The sequence below is a fragment of the Pseudomonas sp. CFII64 genome, from assembly GCF_000416235.1.
Taxonomy (GTDB): domain Bacteria; phylum Pseudomonadota; class Gammaproteobacteria; order Pseudomonadales; family Pseudomonadaceae; genus Aquipseudomonas.
In genome coordinates this window covers 86,970-103,701 of sequence record NZ_ATLO01000015.1, presented here as the reverse complement: position 1 = coordinate 103,701, position 16,732 = coordinate 86,970, and the positions used below count along the sequence as shown (strand labels likewise).

Annotated in this window: 16 protein-coding genes; 8 read left to right on the top strand and 8 right to left on the bottom strand. The window is 58.2% G+C overall.

What is annotated here, in order from left to right:
- Positions 1-185 precede the first annotated feature (185 nt).
- Together CFII64_RS08845 and CFII64_RS08840 are read right to left on the bottom strand one after the other, a co-directional pair.
- Positions 186-998, bottom strand: a complete 813-nt coding sequence (locus CFII64_RS08845; RefSeq protein ID WP_020290445.1) for a VacJ family lipoprotein — start codon at positions 996-998, stop codon at positions 186-188.
- Positions 991-2,289, bottom strand: a complete 1,299-nt coding sequence (locus CFII64_RS08840; RefSeq protein ID WP_020290444.1) for a lipoprotein — start codon at positions 2,287-2,289, stop codon at positions 991-993. The genes CFII64_RS08845 and CFII64_RS08840 overlap by 8 nt, the downstream gene beginning before the upstream one ends.
- 238 nt (positions 2,290-2,527) lie before the next feature.
- Between CFII64_RS08840 and CFII64_RS08835 the strand changes: the two genes are divergently transcribed.
- A complete protein-coding gene (locus CFII64_RS08835) occupies positions 2,528-2,899 on the top strand; it encodes a hypothetical protein (protein ID WP_020290443.1) in 372 nt (123 codons plus the stop codon).
- A gap of 602 nt (positions 2,900-3,501) precedes the next feature.
- On the opposite strand, the gene CFII64_RS08830 is transcribed toward CFII64_RS08835, so the two are convergent.
- Positions 3,502-5,091 carry a beta (1-6) glucans synthase gene (locus CFII64_RS08830; RefSeq protein ID WP_052026598.1) on the bottom strand — a complete coding sequence of 530 codons (1,590 nt, stop codon included), beginning with the start codon at positions 5,089-5,091 and terminating at the stop codon, positions 3,502-3,504.
- Between the two features lie 389 nt (positions 5,092-5,480).
- Between CFII64_RS08830 and CFII64_RS08825 the strand changes: the two genes are divergently transcribed.
- From CFII64_RS08825 to CFII64_RS08815, 3 genes are all read left to right on the top strand, one after another.
- Complete coding sequence (locus tag CFII64_RS08825) at positions 5,481-6,329, top strand: glycine betaine ABC transporter substrate-binding protein (protein ID WP_020290441.1); 849 nt, start codon at positions 5,481-5,483, stop codon at positions 6,327-6,329.
- A 280-nt stretch (positions 6,330-6,609) separates the two neighbouring features.
- Positions 6,610-6,921 (top strand): DUF485 domain-containing protein, encoded by a 312-nt coding sequence (locus tag CFII64_RS08820; protein ID WP_003314526.1) that lies wholly within the window; start codon positions 6,610-6,612, stop codon positions 6,919-6,921.
- Complete coding sequence (locus CFII64_RS08815) at positions 6,918-8,576, top strand: cation acetate symporter (protein ID WP_020290440.1); 1,659 nt, start codon at positions 6,918-6,920, stop codon at positions 8,574-8,576. The genes CFII64_RS08820 and CFII64_RS08815 overlap by 4 nt, the downstream gene beginning before the upstream one ends.
- 191 nt (positions 8,577-8,767) lie before the next feature.
- Here CFII64_RS08815 and CFII64_RS08810 read toward each other — a convergent pair whose 3' ends face one another.
- Positions 8,768-8,926: a DUF3309 family protein gene (locus tag CFII64_RS08810; protein ID WP_020290439.1), complete on the bottom strand. Its 159-nt coding sequence runs from the start codon at positions 8,924-8,926 to the stop codon at positions 8,768-8,770.
- A gap of 232 nt (positions 8,927-9,158) precedes the next feature.
- On the opposite strand from CFII64_RS08810, the gene CFII64_RS08805 reads away from it, so the two are divergent.
- The 4 genes from CFII64_RS08805 to csrA all read left to right on the top strand — a co-directional run bounded on the left by CFII64_RS08805 (position 9,159) and on the right by csrA (position 11,347).
- Positions 9,159-9,536 carry a DUF2784 domain-containing protein gene (locus tag CFII64_RS08805; RefSeq protein WP_020290438.1) on the top strand — a complete coding sequence of 126 codons (378 nt, stop codon included), beginning with the start codon at positions 9,159-9,161 and terminating at the stop codon, positions 9,534-9,536.
- Between the two features lie 105 nt (positions 9,537-9,641).
- Entirely contained in the window at positions 9,642-10,469 is an 828-nt protein-coding gene (locus CFII64_RS08800; protein ID WP_020290437.1) for an SDR family oxidoreductase, read from the top strand.
- Positions 10,470-10,651: 182 nt separating this feature from the next.
- Positions 10,652-10,984: a YnfA family protein gene (locus CFII64_RS08795; RefSeq protein WP_020290436.1), complete on the top strand. Its 333-nt coding sequence runs from the start codon at positions 10,652-10,654 to the stop codon at positions 10,982-10,984.
- Between the two features lie 156 nt (positions 10,985-11,140).
- Positions 11,141-11,347: a carbon storage regulator CsrA gene (gene csrA / locus CFII64_RS08790; RefSeq protein ID WP_020290435.1), complete on the top strand. Its 207-nt coding sequence runs from the start codon at positions 11,141-11,143 to the stop codon at positions 11,345-11,347.
- A 12-nt stretch (positions 11,348-11,359) separates the two neighbouring features.
- On the opposite strand, the gene CFII64_RS08785 is transcribed toward csrA, so the two are convergent.
- From CFII64_RS08785 to CFII64_RS08770, 4 genes are all read right to left on the bottom strand, one after another.
- Positions 11,360-11,587 carry a YheU family protein gene (locus tag CFII64_RS08785; RefSeq protein ID WP_020290434.1) on the bottom strand — a complete coding sequence of 76 codons (228 nt, stop codon included), beginning with the start codon at positions 11,585-11,587 and terminating at the stop codon, positions 11,360-11,362.
- A gap of 190 nt (positions 11,588-11,777) precedes the next feature.
- On the bottom strand, positions 11,778-12,980 hold the full coding sequence (locus tag CFII64_RS08780; RefSeq protein ID WP_020290433.1) for an osmoprotectant NAGGN system M42 family peptidase: 1,203 nt from the start codon (positions 12,978-12,980) through the stop codon (positions 11,778-11,780).
- A 135-nt stretch (positions 12,981-13,115) separates the two neighbouring features.
- Complete coding sequence (ngg, locus tag CFII64_RS08775) at positions 13,116-14,864, bottom strand: N-acetylglutaminylglutamine synthetase (protein WP_020290432.1); 1,749 nt, start codon at positions 14,862-14,864, stop codon at positions 13,116-13,118.
- 4 nt (positions 14,865-14,868) lie between these two features.
- Positions 14,869-16,641 (bottom strand): N-acetylglutaminylglutamine amidotransferase, encoded by a 1,773-nt coding sequence (locus tag CFII64_RS08770; RefSeq protein ID WP_020290431.1) that lies wholly within the window; start codon positions 16,639-16,641, stop codon positions 14,869-14,871.
- Positions 16,642-16,732: the final 91 nt, after the last annotated feature.

Here is a 16,732-nt window from a genome sequence, read left to right as displayed (position 1 = left end):
ACGTCCGGCCCGACTTCGTCGGGTTCCTTCGACTCCGGTGTCGTGGTGTCTGCCAGGTCGCGGCACGGAAGAGCGAAGCAAAAGCAATCCACGTGCGGCGATGGAGTATCTACAGCTTTTGGTTTCACCCATAAAAAACGGCCAACCCGATCGCTCCGGTTGGCCGTTCTGGTAAAGCCTTTCAGTTACTCGGCAATCTGCAACTTGCGGGCTTCGGTGTAGACGTAGCGCACTTTCTCGTATTCAAACGGCGAGTTCATCTGGCCGTAGCGGAAGCTGGTGGTGTAACGGCGGTCGACGATTCGCAGGGCGTACAGTTCCGGGTGGTCCGAGCTGACTTGCGAGACGTTCAGGAAGTTGATCTGGGATTCGGCAGCGAAGTCGAATACCAGGCCGCCAGTGTCACGCAGGTTCGATGGGCCAAGGAACGGCAGGACCAGGTATGGGCCGCCGGGTACGCCGTAGAAGCCCAGGGTCTGACCAAAGTCTTCAGCCTGGCGGGGGAGGCCCATCATGGTTGCCGGGTCCCACAGGCCGGCGATGCCGATGGTGGTGTTGACCAGCAGACGACCGGTGGTATCCAGCGAACGCTTGCCCTTGAACTGCAACAGGCTGTTCAGCAGGTTCGGCACATCGCCCAGGTTGGCGAAGAAGTTGCTGACGCCGGTACGCAGGAAGCTCGGCGTGACATATTTGTAGCCGTTGACGACTGGCAGGAATACCCATTCGTCAAAGCGATAGTTGAAGTGGTAGACCCGACGGTTCATCGATTCCAGCGGGTCGTAGACTTCCAGCGCGTTGAGCGTGGCGCGTTCGAATTCCCGCTGGTCCAGGCCCGGATTGAACTTCAAGGCGTTCAGCGGATGCGTGAAGCCGTCTGCATCGTCCTCGCGGGCGACGGTGGCGGGGTGGGCCGCAAGGTTGCTGTTGGTCGCGTCAGCGGCATAGGTCGCGCCCGAGCAGAGCAGGGCGGCGATGAGTAAAAGACGTTTAGCCACGGAAAAACTCCAGCATGGCGTCGCTGTTGACGCGGTAATTAAGGTTGCCGCAATGTCCGCCGTAAGGATAAACGGTCAGACGATCCCCGAAAGTCTTGCGCAGGAAACCCAGGTCGCCGGCGCCCAGGATCACGTCGTCAGCGTTATGCATGACGGAGATCTTGGTGCTGGTGTGCAGGTAATCCTTGAGCGCGTACAGGCTCACTTGATCGACCAGTTGCAGCAGACTGCCGCCATCGGTACGGGCACGCCACATCGGGATGACTTGTTCGGTCAGGTAGCAATCGAAGTCGCATTGCAGCGCTCGCCTTAGGAACGGCGACAGGCTGGTGCCTTCAGTGATCGGAAACTTCGGCGGCGTAATCAGACCGCGACGGTTGATCAGGTCGGAAGTGAACGCGATGTCAGCCGAAGAGAATCGGAACGAAGTGCCGATCAGCATGGCCATTTGTTCGTTGGTCAAATGCTGCTTGGACTGCTGGAAGTCGTAGAGCAATGCGTCGTTGAGATCGATATAGCCTTTCTGACGGAAGTAGCGGGTCAGCTTTTCCAGGACCAGTTCATAAAACGTGGTGCTGTTGTCGATGCCCTTGACGTTGGTCTGCACCAGTTTGTCGAGGTTGGTGATCGACGTATAAAGGTTCACCGGCGGGTTGATCAGCAGGACTTTCTTGAAGTTGAAGCTGCGACGGGTTTCGTCCAGGTGGGCGACGAATGCAGCATCCAGTGCGCCCAGGCTGTAACCGGTCAGGTAATAGTCGGTGACTTGCAGCTTGGTCTGCTGCGCGCGAACGCCCTGCATGACGCGGTACAGGTCTTCGGCATCTTCCTTGGAGACACCCGGCGTTGCAAAACGCGAGGCCGAACTCATGAAGTCATAGCTGGTTGGCGAAGACAGTTGCACCACGTTGTAGCCAGCGCCGTAATAAAGCTTCTTCAGAAACTCGTTCAGGGTGCTGTTATAAGGTGCGCCGGTGCCGGCGATCAGGAAGATCAGCGGTGCCGGATGATCCTGTTTGGCCAGGCGATAACGCAGTTTTTTCACTGCCCAGAAGTTATCCGGCAGGGTGAACTCGCGCTCGGGGTGCAGATTGAGGGTGTAATCGTCCTGGTCGATATCCTCATCAGCCGGCAGATCCGGGCGTAGGTCCGGAGGTGTCGTGGCGATGGTCGCTTCGAACGGGTTGGTCAGAGGGAAGCCATAAGTGGCGGGGTCGACATTGACCGCCATAGCGGACGCACTCAAACAGAGGCCGCCAATGACGGCAGCAAAGCGCAGAAAACGGAGCATGACTAAATCCCTTGGGAACGAAGTGCTGATGAGGTACGCGGGCTATGACCGCTGATCGAGTGCCAAGTGCCGCACTGACAGTCTTAAGTTTCGTAAAATCTTCGAGACAATACACGTTCTGTTGCAGCAATAGCGAAGCACGGTGCGTTAAATTCGCCCGCAGCCCTTGCATGGCGAGGCGAGGCGGCTATTCTGGGCGCCATTTCGCGCCAAAGTTTTGACCTGGATGGAGTCCTCGATGCCTCGCCGTTTGCCCCTGATTCTGTTGCTGATCGCCTTGCCAATCTGGCTCGGCGCCAGCTATGGCGTGCGTTACCTGTTAATGGAAGACGCGCAATGGGTTGGCATCTGTGCCAATGAGGCCTTGCAATGGGAGTGCCAGCTTCGTTCGGGACTGGGCTGGATGATCCACTTCGGGATTATTTCCTGGTCGGCGCTGGCGGTTTCGCTGGTGGCGTTCTTTTTACGCGGCATTGCCGGTTGGCGCCTGGCGGTGTTGGCATTACTGCTGGGGATTGCGGCACTGGTGCTTTACAGCGCAAGCCTCGGGGTTTTTGCGGTGGTGATTGCGGGGTTGCGACTGGTTCGTGCGCCGAAGCAAAAGGCCTGATCAGATTTCTGAAACACGATTTCGTTGGATTCAATACCCCAAACCCCAGACAGCATAAAGGGGAGCCGGAGCTCCCCTTTTAATTGTTTTGCATGCTCTATTTTTATTATTCAGGGCGGTCTGTTCTTGTTTTTGGCGACCGGTCCCTTTCCAGCTTTCTTGTGCGATCCCCATGCGGGATCAAGAGCAAACGTATTTTTTTGAGCGCTGATTCACTTTGATCGATGTGGCTGATCCAACCAGTTCGGGAGCTACCTGAGGGTAGTTTTATTGTTCTCTGCCCGGTTGCGAAGCTCCTTACGGCGCTTCTGTAAAGCTGATCCACTCCAAAAAAATCTGTTAGCTGCGTCTCTGTGCCGTTGTTTTTGTTATGTCAGAGCCGTTACGTCTTGTTTTTATTAGGTATGCCACTTTTTATTCTTGTTATGCCAGAGATATAGCAGGAGCTGTGCCAACTTTTGCAAATGCTTTAAAAACAAAGACTTAGGGTTTAGTGCCTAAGCGCGACAGGCAAGAAATCCATACCATTTGTTTCCGTGTTACCCGCTTGCGGTGTTCGCTGTGCTGATGAGGTAACACAATATGTTTCCGTGTGGCCGGGGTTACACCGATGGCGCAGCGCGCAGCGCCGTAACGGATTGCTGCTGCCGCACTCGCAAACAGCGCCACAACGCTGCGGTCATCAGCACGCTGACCAGCGCCCAGCCCAGCGCTTGCTGATTGGCAAGGCCTTCGCGGAACAGTTGTGGCGCGATGCCTGCGCCGACGATAAACGTCAACAATGCGACTTCACGACGAGGGACCGCCACGGGGCGCGCCAGATAGAACAGCGCGGGCACAATCAGGGTCGGGGTCGCAAAGCTTCGGTAGCGCGGATCAAACACCATGGCCAGCATCATGATCGCCGCCGCGAAACCTGCCGCGGCCACCAGCCCGCCCGCTCGCGCCTCAAGCCATGACAGCGCCTTGTTGCGCCAGCCATCACCCGCCGACAGCACCAGTGCCGCATGGGCCAGCACCAGCAGATTCAAACCCACCAGCAAGGCGGCCCAAATGTATTCGCCGTAGAAGCGACTGGTGATGCGCGCCAGTTCACCCCAGGTGCCGATACAACAAGCGGCCAGTGCGGCCAGCAGCGGAAGAATCAGCGCGTTGCGGTGAGTGGCGACACGGCCGGCAAACGCCAGGGTCAGCAGGAAAATTCCACCACTCACGCTCAGCCAGAACGGCCACCAGCCCAGATTGGAAACCGGTCCGGCCAGCACGCCTTTTTCCTTGCGATCAGCGTCGAACAGCCCCCAGTAACCGCCCACCGCGCCTTCGGCGGCGCGTTTCCAGGGTTGGTCGAAGGCTTCAATCAGGTTGTAGTGCCAGCCGTTCTGCTCGGCCATGGCGACAAAACCACGAATGAACTTCGCTTCGTTGACCCGACTGGGCAGCGCGGTTTCCCGCTGGCGGCCTTCGCTGGGCCAACCGGTTTCGCCAATCACGATGTCCTTGGGCGCGAATTTGCTGCCGAATATCTGTCGGATCTGCGCCACGTGGGCCAGTGCGTCATCGATGCCTTTGGGGTCGTCTTCCCAGTAAGGCAGCAAGTGGATGGTCAGGAAGTCCACGGCCGGTGCGACTTCCGGATATTGCAGCCAGAACTCCCACACGTCGGCATAGGTCACGGGTTGTTTGACCTGGCTTTTGACTTGACCAATCAGCTTCGCCAGCTGCGCGCCGGTGACCTCCTTGCGCAGCAAGGCTTCGTTGCCGACGATGACCGATCTGACAACATCCGGATTGGCATTGGCCGAAGCGATCAGCGCGTCGACTTCCTTGGCCGTGTCCTGTGGATTGCTGTTGATCCAGGCGCCCAGCATCAGCTTCAACCCGTGCTTGCGCGCCAATGCAGGGATCGCTTCCAGGCCTGTCATCGAGTAAGTGCGGATGCATTCGAAACGCGTGGCAAGCAGGGCCAGGTCAGCGTCCATGCGCTCGGGTCGCAGCTTGAAAGGCTGGTCGAACGGCGACTGGTCTTTGTCGAACGGCGTGTACGACGCGCATTGCAGCTTATGAGTCGGGGTGGCGGCGTCCGGGAGAATCACCGGCTTGCCCATCGCGTACCAGTAACTGCACATGGCAATCACGCCAAGCAGGCAAGCGAACAGATAGGGCACAAGGAATGAGCGGGAAGTGGCGGGCATGATCGGGCCGAAATGGGGCGAAGGCCGCATCTTAGCACTGGGTTTGCCAGCGGCGGCGACGCCAGCTGACTGCCGCAATTTTCCCCCGGGCTCACCGCGATACCTTCGACATGCAATTTCCGGACGGACCAAAGCGCGTTTTACGACATGGATGTCGCTGATGGCCGTGTGATGTCGTTTCCCGATGCATTGACGTCGTTGACAGAGCACGTTCCATCATCGCCACGGTTGATTATCAAGGCGTCGACACGGTGCTGGTCATCGTTCGCAACAGTGGTTGAAGCGTGAAAGGTGCGCGGTGCTCCAAAGTTGGGCGCGACCTGCAACCTTAATAACAACGTCAACGATGCCCGACCGCCGTCGGGCGCAGGACTACCGGGGAAGTAACGATGAAGATGCGAAAAATCCTGGGCGTGAGTGCCGCTTTGGCGCTTGCTGTCAGTTCCACGCTGGCCTCGGCCAAAGAAGTGAGCATTGGCTATGTCGACGGTTGGTCCGATAGCGTTGCCACGACGAACGTTGCCGCGGAAGTCATCAGGCAGAAGCTCGGTTATGACGTAAAACTGCAAGCCGTTGCGGCCGGGATCATGTGGCAGGGCGTGGCGACCGGCAAACTGGACATGATGTTGTCGGCCTGGTTGCCGGTCACTCATGGCGAGTACATGACCAAGAACAAAGACAACGTTGTGAACTACGGTTCCAACTTCAAGGACGCCAAGATTGGCCTGATCGTGCCTGAGTACGTGAAAGCCAAGAGCATCGAAGATCTCAAGACCGATGACTCCTTCAAGAAGAAGATTGTCGGGATCGATGCCGGCTCGGGCGTTATGATCAAGACCGATCAGGCCATCAAGGACTACGGTCTGGATGGCTACAAACTGCAAGCCAGTTCGGGCGCGGGCATGATCGCGGAGCTCACCCGGGCCTATCCAAAAGAGCAATCCATCGCGGTGACTGGCTGGGTGCCACACTGGATGTTCGCCAAGTGGAAGTTGAAGTTTCTGGAAGATCCAAAAGGTGTCTACGGTGCAGCTGAAACCGTGGACAGTATCGGCAGTAAAGAACTGGCCACCAAGGCACCGGAAGTTGTCGATTTCCTGAAGAAGTTCCAGTGGGCTTCCAAGGATGAAATCGGCGAAGTGATGCTGGCCATTCAGGACGGCGCCAAACCTGAAGCGGCAGCCAAGGACTGGGTCGCCAAGCACCCGGACCGCGTCAAGGAGTGGACTGGCAAATAAGCCGCCTCGATTGACGTAACGCCAAAGCCGCCCGGTTCAACGACCGGGCGGCTTTTTTGTGCTTTGCGTGAGCGCATTTTTCCCGTGGGACCGGCTTTAGCCGGGAAGGGGTCGAAACATTCACGATATCTATATCGCCGGTATGCAGCCTTCCCGGCTAAAGCCGGTCCCAATAGTCGGTCCTACAGTGTCGTTCTAATACTAAGGTCGTCTGGAGTGCGCGCCAGACCTGACTAAAGTGAATGCGTGACATCTCATCTGTGCTGCGAGGACAAAAACAATGAACGACAGCATTTACCTCTCGATTCAAAACAGCCCCCGTTTCAAGGAGCTGGTATCAAAAAGAGAGCGCTTCGCCTGGATTCTCTCGGCGATCATGCTTGGCCTGTATGCGGCCTTTATCCTTTTGATTGCTTATGGACCCCACATTCTGGGGGCCAAGTTAAGCCCGACATCAACGATCACCTGGGGAATGCCTATCGGGGTCGGTTTGATCCTGTCTGCTTTCATATTGACCGCGATCTACGTTCGCCGCGCAAACGGTGAATTCGATGACCTGAACAACGCGATCCTGAAGGAGGCTCAGCAATGATCCGGCGCCTCTTGGCAGTATTCGGCCTGGCCGCCTTCGCGCCGTCCCTCTGGGCGGCAGAAGCGTTGACTGGCGCTGTGCAGAAACAACCGCTGAACGTTTCGGCGATCGTCATGTTCGTCATTTTCGTCGGCCTTACCCTGTACATCACGTATTGGGCATCGAAGAAGAACAAGACAGCAGCAGACTACTATTCGGCAGGCGGCAAGATCACCGGCTTCCAGAATGGCCTGGCGATTGCGGGTGACTATATGTCAGCCGCTTCCTTCCTGGGTATTTCCGCGCTGGTTTACACCTCCGGCTACGACGGCCTGATCTACTCGATCGGCTTCCTGGTGGGCTGGCCGATCATTCTGTTCCTGATCGCCGAGCGCTTGCGTAACCTGGGTAAGTACACGTTTGCTGACGTGGCGTCCTATCGCCTCAAGCAGAAAGAGATCCGTACCCTGTCTGCCTGTGGTTCGCTGGTAGTGGTTGCGTTCTACCTGATCGCGCAGATGGTTGGCGCCGGCAAGCTGATCCAGCTGCTGTTCGGGCTGGACTACGCGGTTGCGGTGGTGTTGGTCGGTATCCTGATGTGCCTGTATGTGCTGTTCGGCGGCATGCTCGCCACGACCTGGGTGCAAATCATCAAGGCCGTGATGCTGTTGTCCGGCGCGTCGTTCATGGCCCTGATGGTCATGAAACACGTCAACTTCGACTTCAACATGCTGTTCTCCGAAGCGGTCAAGGTTCACCCTAAAGGTGAAGCGATCATGAGCCCGGGCGGTCTGGTCAAGGATCCGATCTCGGCGTTCTCCCTGGGTCTGGCACTGATGTTCGGTACTGCTGGCCTGCCGCACATCCTGATGCGCTTCTTCACCGTAAGCGACGCCAAAGAAGCCCGTAAGTCGGTGCTGTACGCCACCGGTTTCATCGGCTACTTCTACATCCTGACCTTCATCATCGGCTTTGGCGCGATCCTGCTGGTCAGCACCAATCCGGCGTTCAAGGACGCAGCGGGTGCGCTGTTGGGCGGTAACAACATGGCAGCGGTTCACTTGGCCAATGCGGTCGGTGGCAGTCTGTTCCTGGGCTTCATCTCGGCAGTTGCTTTCGCCACCATCCTGGCAGTGGTTGCCGGTTTGACCCTGGCGGGCGCTTCGGCAGTTTCCCATGACTTGTACGCCAGTGTGATCAAGGCCGGCAAAGCCAACGAGAAAGACGAAATCCGCGTTTCGAAGATCACCACCATTGCCCTGGCAATCGTGGCAATCCTCCTGGGCATCGCCTTCGAAAGCCAGAACATCGCGTTCATGGTTGGCCTGGCGTTCTCCATCGCGGCGAGCTGTAACTTCCCGGTCCTGCTGCTTTCCATGTACTGGAAAAACCTGACCACCCGTGGCGCCATGATCGGCGGCTGGATGGGCTTGATCAGCGCCGTGGTGCTGATGGTGCTCGGGCCGACCATCTGGGTATCGATCCTGCACAATCCGAAGGCCATCTTCCCGTACGAATACCCGGCGCTGTTCTCCATCGCCATCGCCTTCGTCGGTATCTGGTTCTTCTCCATCACCGACAAGTCGAAAGCGGCGGAGGGCGAGCGCGCCCTGTTCTACCCGCAGTTCGTACGCTCGCAGACTGGCCTTGGCGCCAGCGGCGCGGTGTCGCACTGATCGGCCTGATGTGAAGTAACCCGCAAGACAAAACGCCCCGAATGATTCGGGGCGTTTTTGTTTGAGCGACTTTCGTTGCAGCGAGGCTTGCCCGCGAAGCGTTTTACTGGCTGAAACTGCAAACCCGGATTTTATCCAATCCAATAAAAAACCCCGCCGGATCGGCAGGGGTTTTGGTGACAGCCGGGAAGTTAGATCCTTCCGAGCAATACCAATATCAACAGAATAACGAGGATAGTACCGATGATGCCCGACGGACCGTAACCCCAGCTGCGGGAGTGCGGGAATACCGGCAGACCACCAACCAACAGCAAGATCAGGATAATGATAAGAATTGTGCCGATGCCCATGACGAGTTCCTTCTGGTGTTCGTGGAGTGGCTTTAACAGTTCAAGCTTTTGCCAAACCGGCGTAAAGTTTGTGCTGCTTAAATACTCCGACTGTCGTGTTTCAGAAAAAGTCCATGCCAGGTTCAAGAAAGCCGGAAAATAATAAAATATTTATATTTATCAGTGGATTATTGAACTTTAACCGGGTTTGAAAGATCGCGCTTTTATAGCCACGCCACCGCAGGATTTACCCATGTTTTTTCGCCTGGCCGCCGACGCCGTCGTCGTGGTGCATCTGTTGTTCATTGTGTTCGTATTGTTTGGCGGGCTGTTGGTGCTGCGTTGGCGCTGGCTGGTGATCCTGCATGTTCCGGCATTGGTGTGGGGCGCGTTGGTGGAGTTCTGCCATCTCTACTGCCCGTTGACCCCGCTGGAGAACGCGTTGCGCAGCCGGGCCGGCACGCAAGGCTATGACGGCGGCTTTATCGAGCATTACCTGATCCCGCTGATCTATCCCGCAGGCCTGACGTCGCAGCTTCAACTGTGGCTGGGCGGCATCGTCGTGCTCTGCAATGTGCTGGTTTATAGCTGGCTGGCCAGCCGTCGATGGGCGCGCCGAATATCCTTGTAACCCAGGGTTTGCCTCAGTCATTCAGCGCCTTGATGGTGGGTCGGATTGGCGTTTGCAGTGGTTACACTGCGGCTTATCTTCTTCGCAAAGACAAGGCGTTTCCCTATGCAAAATCGCATCATGATCACTGGTGCCGGCTCTGGCCTGGGTCGCGAAATCGCGCTGCGCTGGGCCCGTGAAGGCTGGCGTCTGGCATTGTCCGATGTCAACGATGCGGGTTTGCAGGAGACGCTCAAACTGATCCGCGAGGCGGGCGGTGAGGCCTGTAATGAGAGCTTCGTACAGCGCTGCGATGTCCGCGACTACAGCCAGCTGACCGCTTTCGCCCAGGCCTGCGAAGAAAAGCTCGGCGGCATCGATATCATCGTCAATAACGCGGGCGTTGCCTCCGGTGGCTTTTTCAGCGAGCTGTCCCTGGAAGACTGGGACTGGCAGATCGCGATCAACCTCATGGGAGTGGTCAAGGGCTGCAAGGCGTTCCTGCCGTTGCTGGAAGTCAGCAAGGGCAAAATCATCAATATTGCCTCCATGGCGGCCTTGATGCAGGGCCCGGCCATGAGCAACTACAACGTTGCCAAGGCCGGAGTGGTGGCCTTGTCAGAAAGTCTGTTGATTGAATTGCGCCAACAGGAAATCGGCGTGCATGTGGTCTGCCCGTCGTTTTTCCAGACCAACCTGCTGGACTCCTTCCGAGGGCCAACGCCGGCCATGAAAGCTCAGGTCGGCAAGTTGCTGGAGAGTTCGCCGATCACGGCCAGTGAAATCGCCAACTACATTTTCGAGCAGGTCGCCCAAGGTGAATTCATGATCCTGCCCCACGAACAAGGGCGCATGGCCTGGCAACTCAAGTGCAAGAATCCGCAGTTGCTGTATGACGAAATGGCGACGATGTCGGAGAAAATGCGTCGCCATCAAACAGGGAAACCAATGTAGGAGGGGACTTGTCCCCGAAGGCGATTTTCAGGGTAAACGGATAAGTCAGATTGCAATGTCGCCTGCCTGAATTTTCGGCGACAAGTCCCCTCCTGCACAGGTTTGTGCATCCTGATTTCTAGGCTCGGCGCTTTCTGATAGGGTTGCCGCCATTCGCTGGCGACCTTCGACGAGATTATCCTGTGCTCAACTACCTGTGGTTTTTCCTTGCCGCCTTGTTTGAAATTGCCGGGTGCTATGCCTTCTGGATGTGGCTGCGTCTGGGTAAAAGTGCACTGTGGATTATTCCGGGGCTGATCAGCCTGACGTTGTTCGCGCTGTTGCTCACTCGAGTGGAGGCAACTTATGCCGGGCGCGCTTATGCGGCGTATGGCGGGATCTACATTATTGCGTCCATCGCCTGGCTGGGTGTTATCGAGCGGGTCAGACCTTTGATTACTGATTGGCTCGGTGCCGCATTGTGTGTGATTGGCGCGACGATCATCCTGTTGGGTCCGCGCTGGTCTGCGCCATAACCCTGAACTGAACAAGCGTTTTTCTATCGAGTGTAGGACGTTTCCTGCAAGCTTTTCCGGCAGCCTTGAAGGACATGACTGATTTTCCGCCTGTGTATTGATGGGCATAAGACGCCCATGCAACCTGATTCTCTTTAACTTCAAGAGAGTAGGAAAATGCTGATACTGACGCGGGAAGTTGGCGAAACATTCTCTATCGGCGATGACATCACCGTACAAATCCTGGCCATCCAGGGCAATCAAGTACGGTTTGGTATCACCGCGCCCAGCCACATCAAGGTTCATCGAGCCGAAGTGTACCGACGCATTGCCCAGCGGCTGTCGCAGCAGCGCGAGGAAATCGCGGGAGAACGCTGTCCTTGAGCCGGTGGCGCTTCAGTCGAAGAATTCCTTGGGCACTTCATGCTTGAGCATCAGCTGGCACTGTTGGCTTTCCAGATCAAAGAAAATCACCGCCTGACCTTTGTTCAACGCATGCCGCACGCGCAACACGCGGGTTTCCAGGGGCGTGTCATCGCCATTGTCGGTGCCTTCGCGGGTCACGAAATCTTCGATCAGGCGGGTGAGGGTGTCAGCTTCGAGTTGGTCGTAGGGGATCAGCATGAGAGTTCTCGCATCAATTCCCGGCGATGATAGTGCACAGGCGCTGTTGGAGCGAGCGGCGACCGGTGCTGCTGCGCGACGGGGAATCTTCTACGGATGAGATACCACCTTCGCAAGCAAGGTTGCTCCCACAATTCGTGCACCTGTGCAGTCTGTGTGGCAGCGAGCTTGCTCGCGAAGAGCCAGTGGACTACTCGACCTCTTCCCGGTTCTGCCCAATCAGACTGTCCACCGCTGGAACGCGGGTGTCGGATTCCATTTGCGCGTCGTGTTCGATCTGATGGCTGAATTTTTCAAGCGACGCCGACGCCGGTTTCGCATCGCTGGCGAAGACCGGCGGGCTGAGCATGTAGGCGCCCAGCAAGCGGCTCAGACCGGCGAGGCTGTCGATGTGCGTGCGTTCATAGCCGTGGGTCGCGTCGCAGCCGAAGGCCAGCAGCGCGGTGCGGATGTCATGCCCGGCAGTAACCGCCGAATGGGCGTCGCTGAAGTAATAGCGAAACATGTCCCGGCGCACCGGCAGTTCGTTTTCAGCACCCAGGCGCAGCAAGTGTCGGGACAAATGGTAGTCGTACGGACCGCCCGAATCCTGCATCGCGACGCTGACGGCGTGCTCGCTGGAATGCTGGCCCGGCGCAACCGGCGCAATGTCGATGCCCACGAACTCACTGACGTCCCATGGCAATACGCCCGCCGCGCCGGTGCCGGTTTCTTCGGTGATGGTGAACAGCGGATGGCAATCGATCAGCGGTTCGGCGCCGCTGTCGACGATGGCTTTGAGCGCCGCAAGCAACGCCGCTACGCCTGCCTTGTCGTCCAGATGGCGAGCGCTGATGTGGCCGCTTTCGGTAAATTCCGGCAGCGGATCAAAGGCCACGAAATCACCAATGCCGATACCCAGCGATGCGCAATCGGCCTTGGTCGTGGCGTAGGCATCCAGGCGCAGTTCGACGTGATCCCAGCTGATCGGCATTTCGTCCACTGCGGTGTTGAACGCATGCCCGGAAGCCATCAGCGGCAGCACGCTGCCCCGGATCACGCCGCTGTCAGTAAACACGCTGACCCGGCTGCCTTCGGCAAAACGGCTCGACCAGCAACCAATCGGCGCCAGCGACAAGCGACCGTTGTCTTTCACTTCGCGCACAGCAGCGCCGATGGTGTCCAGGTGCGCAGAAACCGCCCGATCGGGGCTGTTTTGCTTGCCTTTCAAGGTGGCGCGAATGGTCCCGCGCCGGGTCAGTTCGAACGGGATACCCAGTTCTTCAAGACGCTCGGCGACATAGCGCACGATGGTGTCGGTAAAGCCGGTGGGGCTTGGGATCGCGAGCATTTCCAACAGGACTTTCTGCAGGTAATTCAGATCCGGCTCGGGGATTTTTTTTGCAGTGGTCATCGGGGTACTCCTGAAATGCGGGGGCCTTACGCGTACAGACTGCGTAGGAGCGGATTTATCCGCGAGGAGGGTGGCTCAGCCAGACATCATGGATGCCTGGCACGACGCACTCCCGGATACATCCGGCCCTACAGATTACGAATGCACAGGCAAACTATGGGGGAACAGCAGATCGACAAAGCGTTCTGCCGTGGGTTGCGGTTCATGGTTGGCCAGGCCAACACGCTCGTTGGCTTCGATGAAAACGTATTCGGCTTGATCGGCCGCCGGGACCATCAGGTCCAGGCCGACCACCGGAATGTCCAGCGCCCGCGCTGCGCGGATCGCGGCGTCGTTGAGCACTGGATGCAAGATTCCGGTGACGTCTTCCAGGCAGCCGCCGGTGTGCAGATTGGCAGTGCGGCGCACGGCCAGGTGCTGGTCCAGAGGCAGGACGCTGTCATAGGTAAAGCCCGCGTCGCGTACCGTGCGTTCGGTTTCTTCATCCAGCGGAATCTTGCTTTCACCGCCAGTAGCCGCTGAACGACGGCGACTTTGCGCCTCGATCAACTGCCCAATGGTATGTCGACCATCGCCGACCACTTCTGCCGGACGCCGAATCGCTGCCGCCACCACTTCGAAACCAATCACCACGATGCGCAGATCCAGGCCTTCGTGGAAGCTTTCGAGAATCACCCGCGAGTCGAACTGACGGGCGCGCTCAATGGCGTCCTGCATTTCTTCCGGGGTGCGCAAATTGACGGCCACGCCCTGGCCTTGCTCACCATCCAGCGGTTTGACGACGATTTGCCGGTGTGCTTGGAGGAACGCCAGATTCGCCTCGGTTTCACCCGCGCGTTGCTGGGCGGGCAGGTTGAGCCCGGCAGCTTTCAGCGCCCGGTGGGTCATGCTCTTGTCCTGACACAACGTCATGCTCACGGCGCTGGTCAGGTCGCTGAGAGATTCCCGGCAACGAATCCGCCGGCCGCCGTAGGCCAGGGTAAACAGCCCGGCCTCGGCGTCGTCGACCTGAACTTCAATGCCGCGTCGGTGCGCTTCTTCGACGATGATCCGCGCATAGGGATTGAAATCCCCCAACGGACCGGGGCCGAGGAACAGCGATTCGTTGATGCCGTTCTTGCGCTTGATGGCAAAGGTCGGCAGGTTGCGAAAACCCAGTTTGGCGTAAAGCGCCTTGGCCTGTTCGTTATCATGCAGCACCGACAGGTCGAGATAACTCAGGCCGCGACTCATGAAATGCTCGACCAGATGCCGCACCAACACTTCGCCGACACCGGGCCGCGTGCACTGCGGATCAACGGCCAGGCACCACAGGCTGCTGCCTTTTTCGGGATCGTTAAAGGCTTTTTGATGATTCAGGCCCATGACGCTGCCGATCACCGCATTGCTGCTTTCATCTTCGGCGATCCAGTACACCGGTCCGCCCTGATGACGCGGGGTGAGCAGTTCAGGATCAATCGGCAACATGCCGCGCGCCAGATACAGGTTATTGATCGCCTGCCAGTCGTTGCTGTTCTGCGCCCGACGAATGCGGAAGCCGCGAAACACCCGCTGTGCCGGCCGATAATCGCTGAACCACAGGCGCAACGTGTCGGACGGGTCGAGGAACAACTGTTGCGGCGACTGCGCCAGCACTTGCTGCGGCGCGGCGACGTACAGCGCGATGTCGCGTTCGCCGGGCTTTTCATTGAGCAACTCGTTGGCCAGGCTCGCCGGGTCCGGATAGGTGTGACCAATCAATAGCCGACCCCAGCCGCAATGCAGCGCCAGCGGTTGCGCATCGACCGGGCTGCCATCTTCGGCCAGGCGAGCTTGCAGACGTTCATACGAGGGCGATTGGCCGCGCAACAGGCGTTGGCTGTAAGCCGTCGAATTCTGTTTCATCAGATCAAAGTCCTTGTTCGCTGAGCCACAGGTTCAGCGCCGCCAACTGCCAGAGTTTCGAGCCGCGCAGCGGGGTCAACTGGCCTTGAGGGTCGGTCAGCAGTTTGTCGATCATGGTCGGGTTGAACAGGCCGCGATCCTGGCTCGGGTCGAGCAGCAATTCGCGCACCCAGTTCAGGGTATCGCCTTGCAAATGCTTGAGGCCCGGCACCGGGAAGTAACCCTTCTTGCGGTCGATGACCTCGGAAGGAATGACCTTGCGTGCGGCTTCTTTCAAGACTTGCTTGCCGCCGTCCGGCAACTTGAATTTGCCGGGAATGCGCGCCGACAGCTCCACCAGACGGTAATCCAGAAACGGCGTCCGCGCTTCCAGGCCCCAGGCCATGGTCATGTTGTCCACGCGTTTGACCGGGTCGTCGACCAGCATCACCGTGCTGTCCAGACGCAGGGCTTTGTCCACCGCTGCATCGGCGCCTGGCTGGGCGAAATGCTCACGTACGAAATCACCGGCGGCGTCATTAGCGGTCAGCCATTTTGGCTGCACGGTGGCCTTGTACTCGTCATAGCTGCGATCGACGAAGGCGTCGCGATAGGCGGCAACCGGGTCGCTGGCGCCGTCCACTTGCGGATACCAGTGATAACCGGCGAACAGCTCGTCAGCACCCTGGCCGCTCTGCACCACCTTGCAATGCTTGGCGACTTCGCGCGACAACAGATAAAACGCGATGCAGTCGTGGCTGACCATCGGCTCGCTCATGTCGCGAAACGCCGCAGGCAGTTGCTCGATGATCTCGCTTTCCTGAATCCGTAATTGATGATGGTGGGTGCCGTAATGCCTGGCGATCAGGTCCGAATACTGGAACTCGTCGCCACGCTCGCCGCCAGCATCCTGAAAGCCGATGGAGAAGGTCGAAAGATCTTCAACCCCCACTTCGCGCAGCAGGCCGACCAGCATGCTTGAATCGACGCCGCCGGAAAGCAGCACGCCGACATCCACCGCTGCCCGTTGACGGATCGCCACGGCTTCGCGCGTGCTGTCCAGCACCCGGTCGCGCCAGTCTTCCAGGGTCAGGCTGGTTTCGTCGGCATGCGGCCCGTAAGGCAGGCGCCACCAGACTTTCTGCTCGGTCTTGCCGGTTGCGTCGATACGCATCCAGCTGGCTGGCGGCAATTTTTCAACACCGGCCAACAGCGTGCGCGGCGCAGGCACCACGGCATGGAAGTTCAGGTAGTGATTGAGCGCGATTGGGTCGAGCATGCCGCTGATGTCGCCGCCCTTGAGCAGCGCGGGCAGCGTCGAGGCGAAGCGCAGGCGTTTGTCGGTGCGCGACAGGTACAGCGGCTTGACGCCCAGACGGTCGCGGGCGATGAACAGCTCTTGCTTGTCGCGCTCCCAGATGGCGAAGGCGAACATGCCGTTGAGCTTGGGCAGCATGTCCACGCCCCAGGCGTGATAGCCCTTGAGCAGCACTTCAGTGTCGCCGCCGGAATGGAACTGATAACCCAAGCCTTCCAGCTCGGTCCTCAATTCCGGAAAGTTGTAGATCGCGCCGTTAAAGGCCAGGGACAAGCCCAGATGGCTGTCGATCATCGGCTGCGCAGAGCCGTCCGACAAATCCATGATTTTCAATCGACGATGACCAAGGGCAACCGGCCCCTGGCTATGAAACCCCCACGCATCCGGGCCGCGAGGCGCCAGCTCATGGGTAATTCGTTCAACCGCGGCGAGATCCGCCGGTTGATGATCAAAACGCAATTCACCTGCTAATCCGCACATAAGTCCTTACCGGTTTTCCGTTGGGGAAGGTGGCCGGAAAATACGACCACCCAGAAACTGACCTATGTGAAACAGGGTAGTTTTAGATCAA

Coding starts and splice junctions, on each gene's coding strand:
- CFII64_RS08840 (WP_020290444.1), bottom strand. CDS start 2,289: ATGCTCCGTTTTCTGCGCTTTGCTGCCGTCATTGGCGGCCTCTGTTTG.
- CFII64_RS08835 (WP_020290443.1), top strand. CDS start 2,528: ATGCCTCGCCGTTTGCCCCTGATTCTGTTGCTGATCGCCTTGCCAATC.
- CFII64_RS08830 (WP_052026598.1), bottom strand. CDS start 5,091: ATGCCCGCCACTTCCCGCTCATTCCTTGTGCCCTATCTGTTCGCTTGC.
- CFII64_RS08825 (WP_020290441.1), top strand. CDS start 5,481: ATGAAGATGCGAAAAATCCTGGGCGTGAGTGCCGCTTTGGCGCTTGCT.
- CFII64_RS08820 (WP_003314526.1), top strand. CDS start 6,610: ATGAACGACAGCATTTACCTCTCGATTCAAAACAGCCCCCGTTTCAAG.
- CFII64_RS08815 (WP_020290440.1), top strand. CDS start 6,918: ATGATCCGGCGCCTCTTGGCAGTATTCGGCCTGGCCGCCTTCGCGCCG.
- CFII64_RS08810 (WP_020290439.1), bottom strand. CDS start 8,926: ATGGGCATCGGCACAATTCTTATCATTATCCTGATCTTGCTGTTGGTT.
- CFII64_RS08805 (WP_020290438.1), top strand. CDS start 9,159: ATGTTTTTTCGCCTGGCCGCCGACGCCGTCGTCGTGGTGCATCTGTTG.
- CFII64_RS08800 (WP_020290437.1), top strand. CDS start 9,642: ATGCAAAATCGCATCATGATCACTGGTGCCGGCTCTGGCCTGGGTCGC.
- csrA (WP_020290435.1), top strand. CDS start 11,141: ATGCTGATACTGACGCGGGAAGTTGGCGAAACATTCTCTATCGGCGAT.
- CFII64_RS08785 (WP_020290434.1), bottom strand. CDS start 11,587: ATGCTGATCCCCTACGACCAACTCGAAGCTGACACCCTCACCCGCCTG.
- CFII64_RS08780 (WP_020290433.1), bottom strand. CDS start 12,980: ATGACCACTGCAAAAAAAATCCCCGAGCCGGATCTGAATTACCTGCAG.
- ngg (WP_020290432.1), bottom strand. CDS start 14,864: ATGAAACAGAATTCGACGGCTTACAGCCAACGCCTGTTGCGCGGCCAA.
- CFII64_RS08770 (WP_020290431.1), bottom strand. CDS start 16,641: ATGTGCGGATTAGCAGGTGAATTGCGTTTTGATCATCAACCGGCGGAT.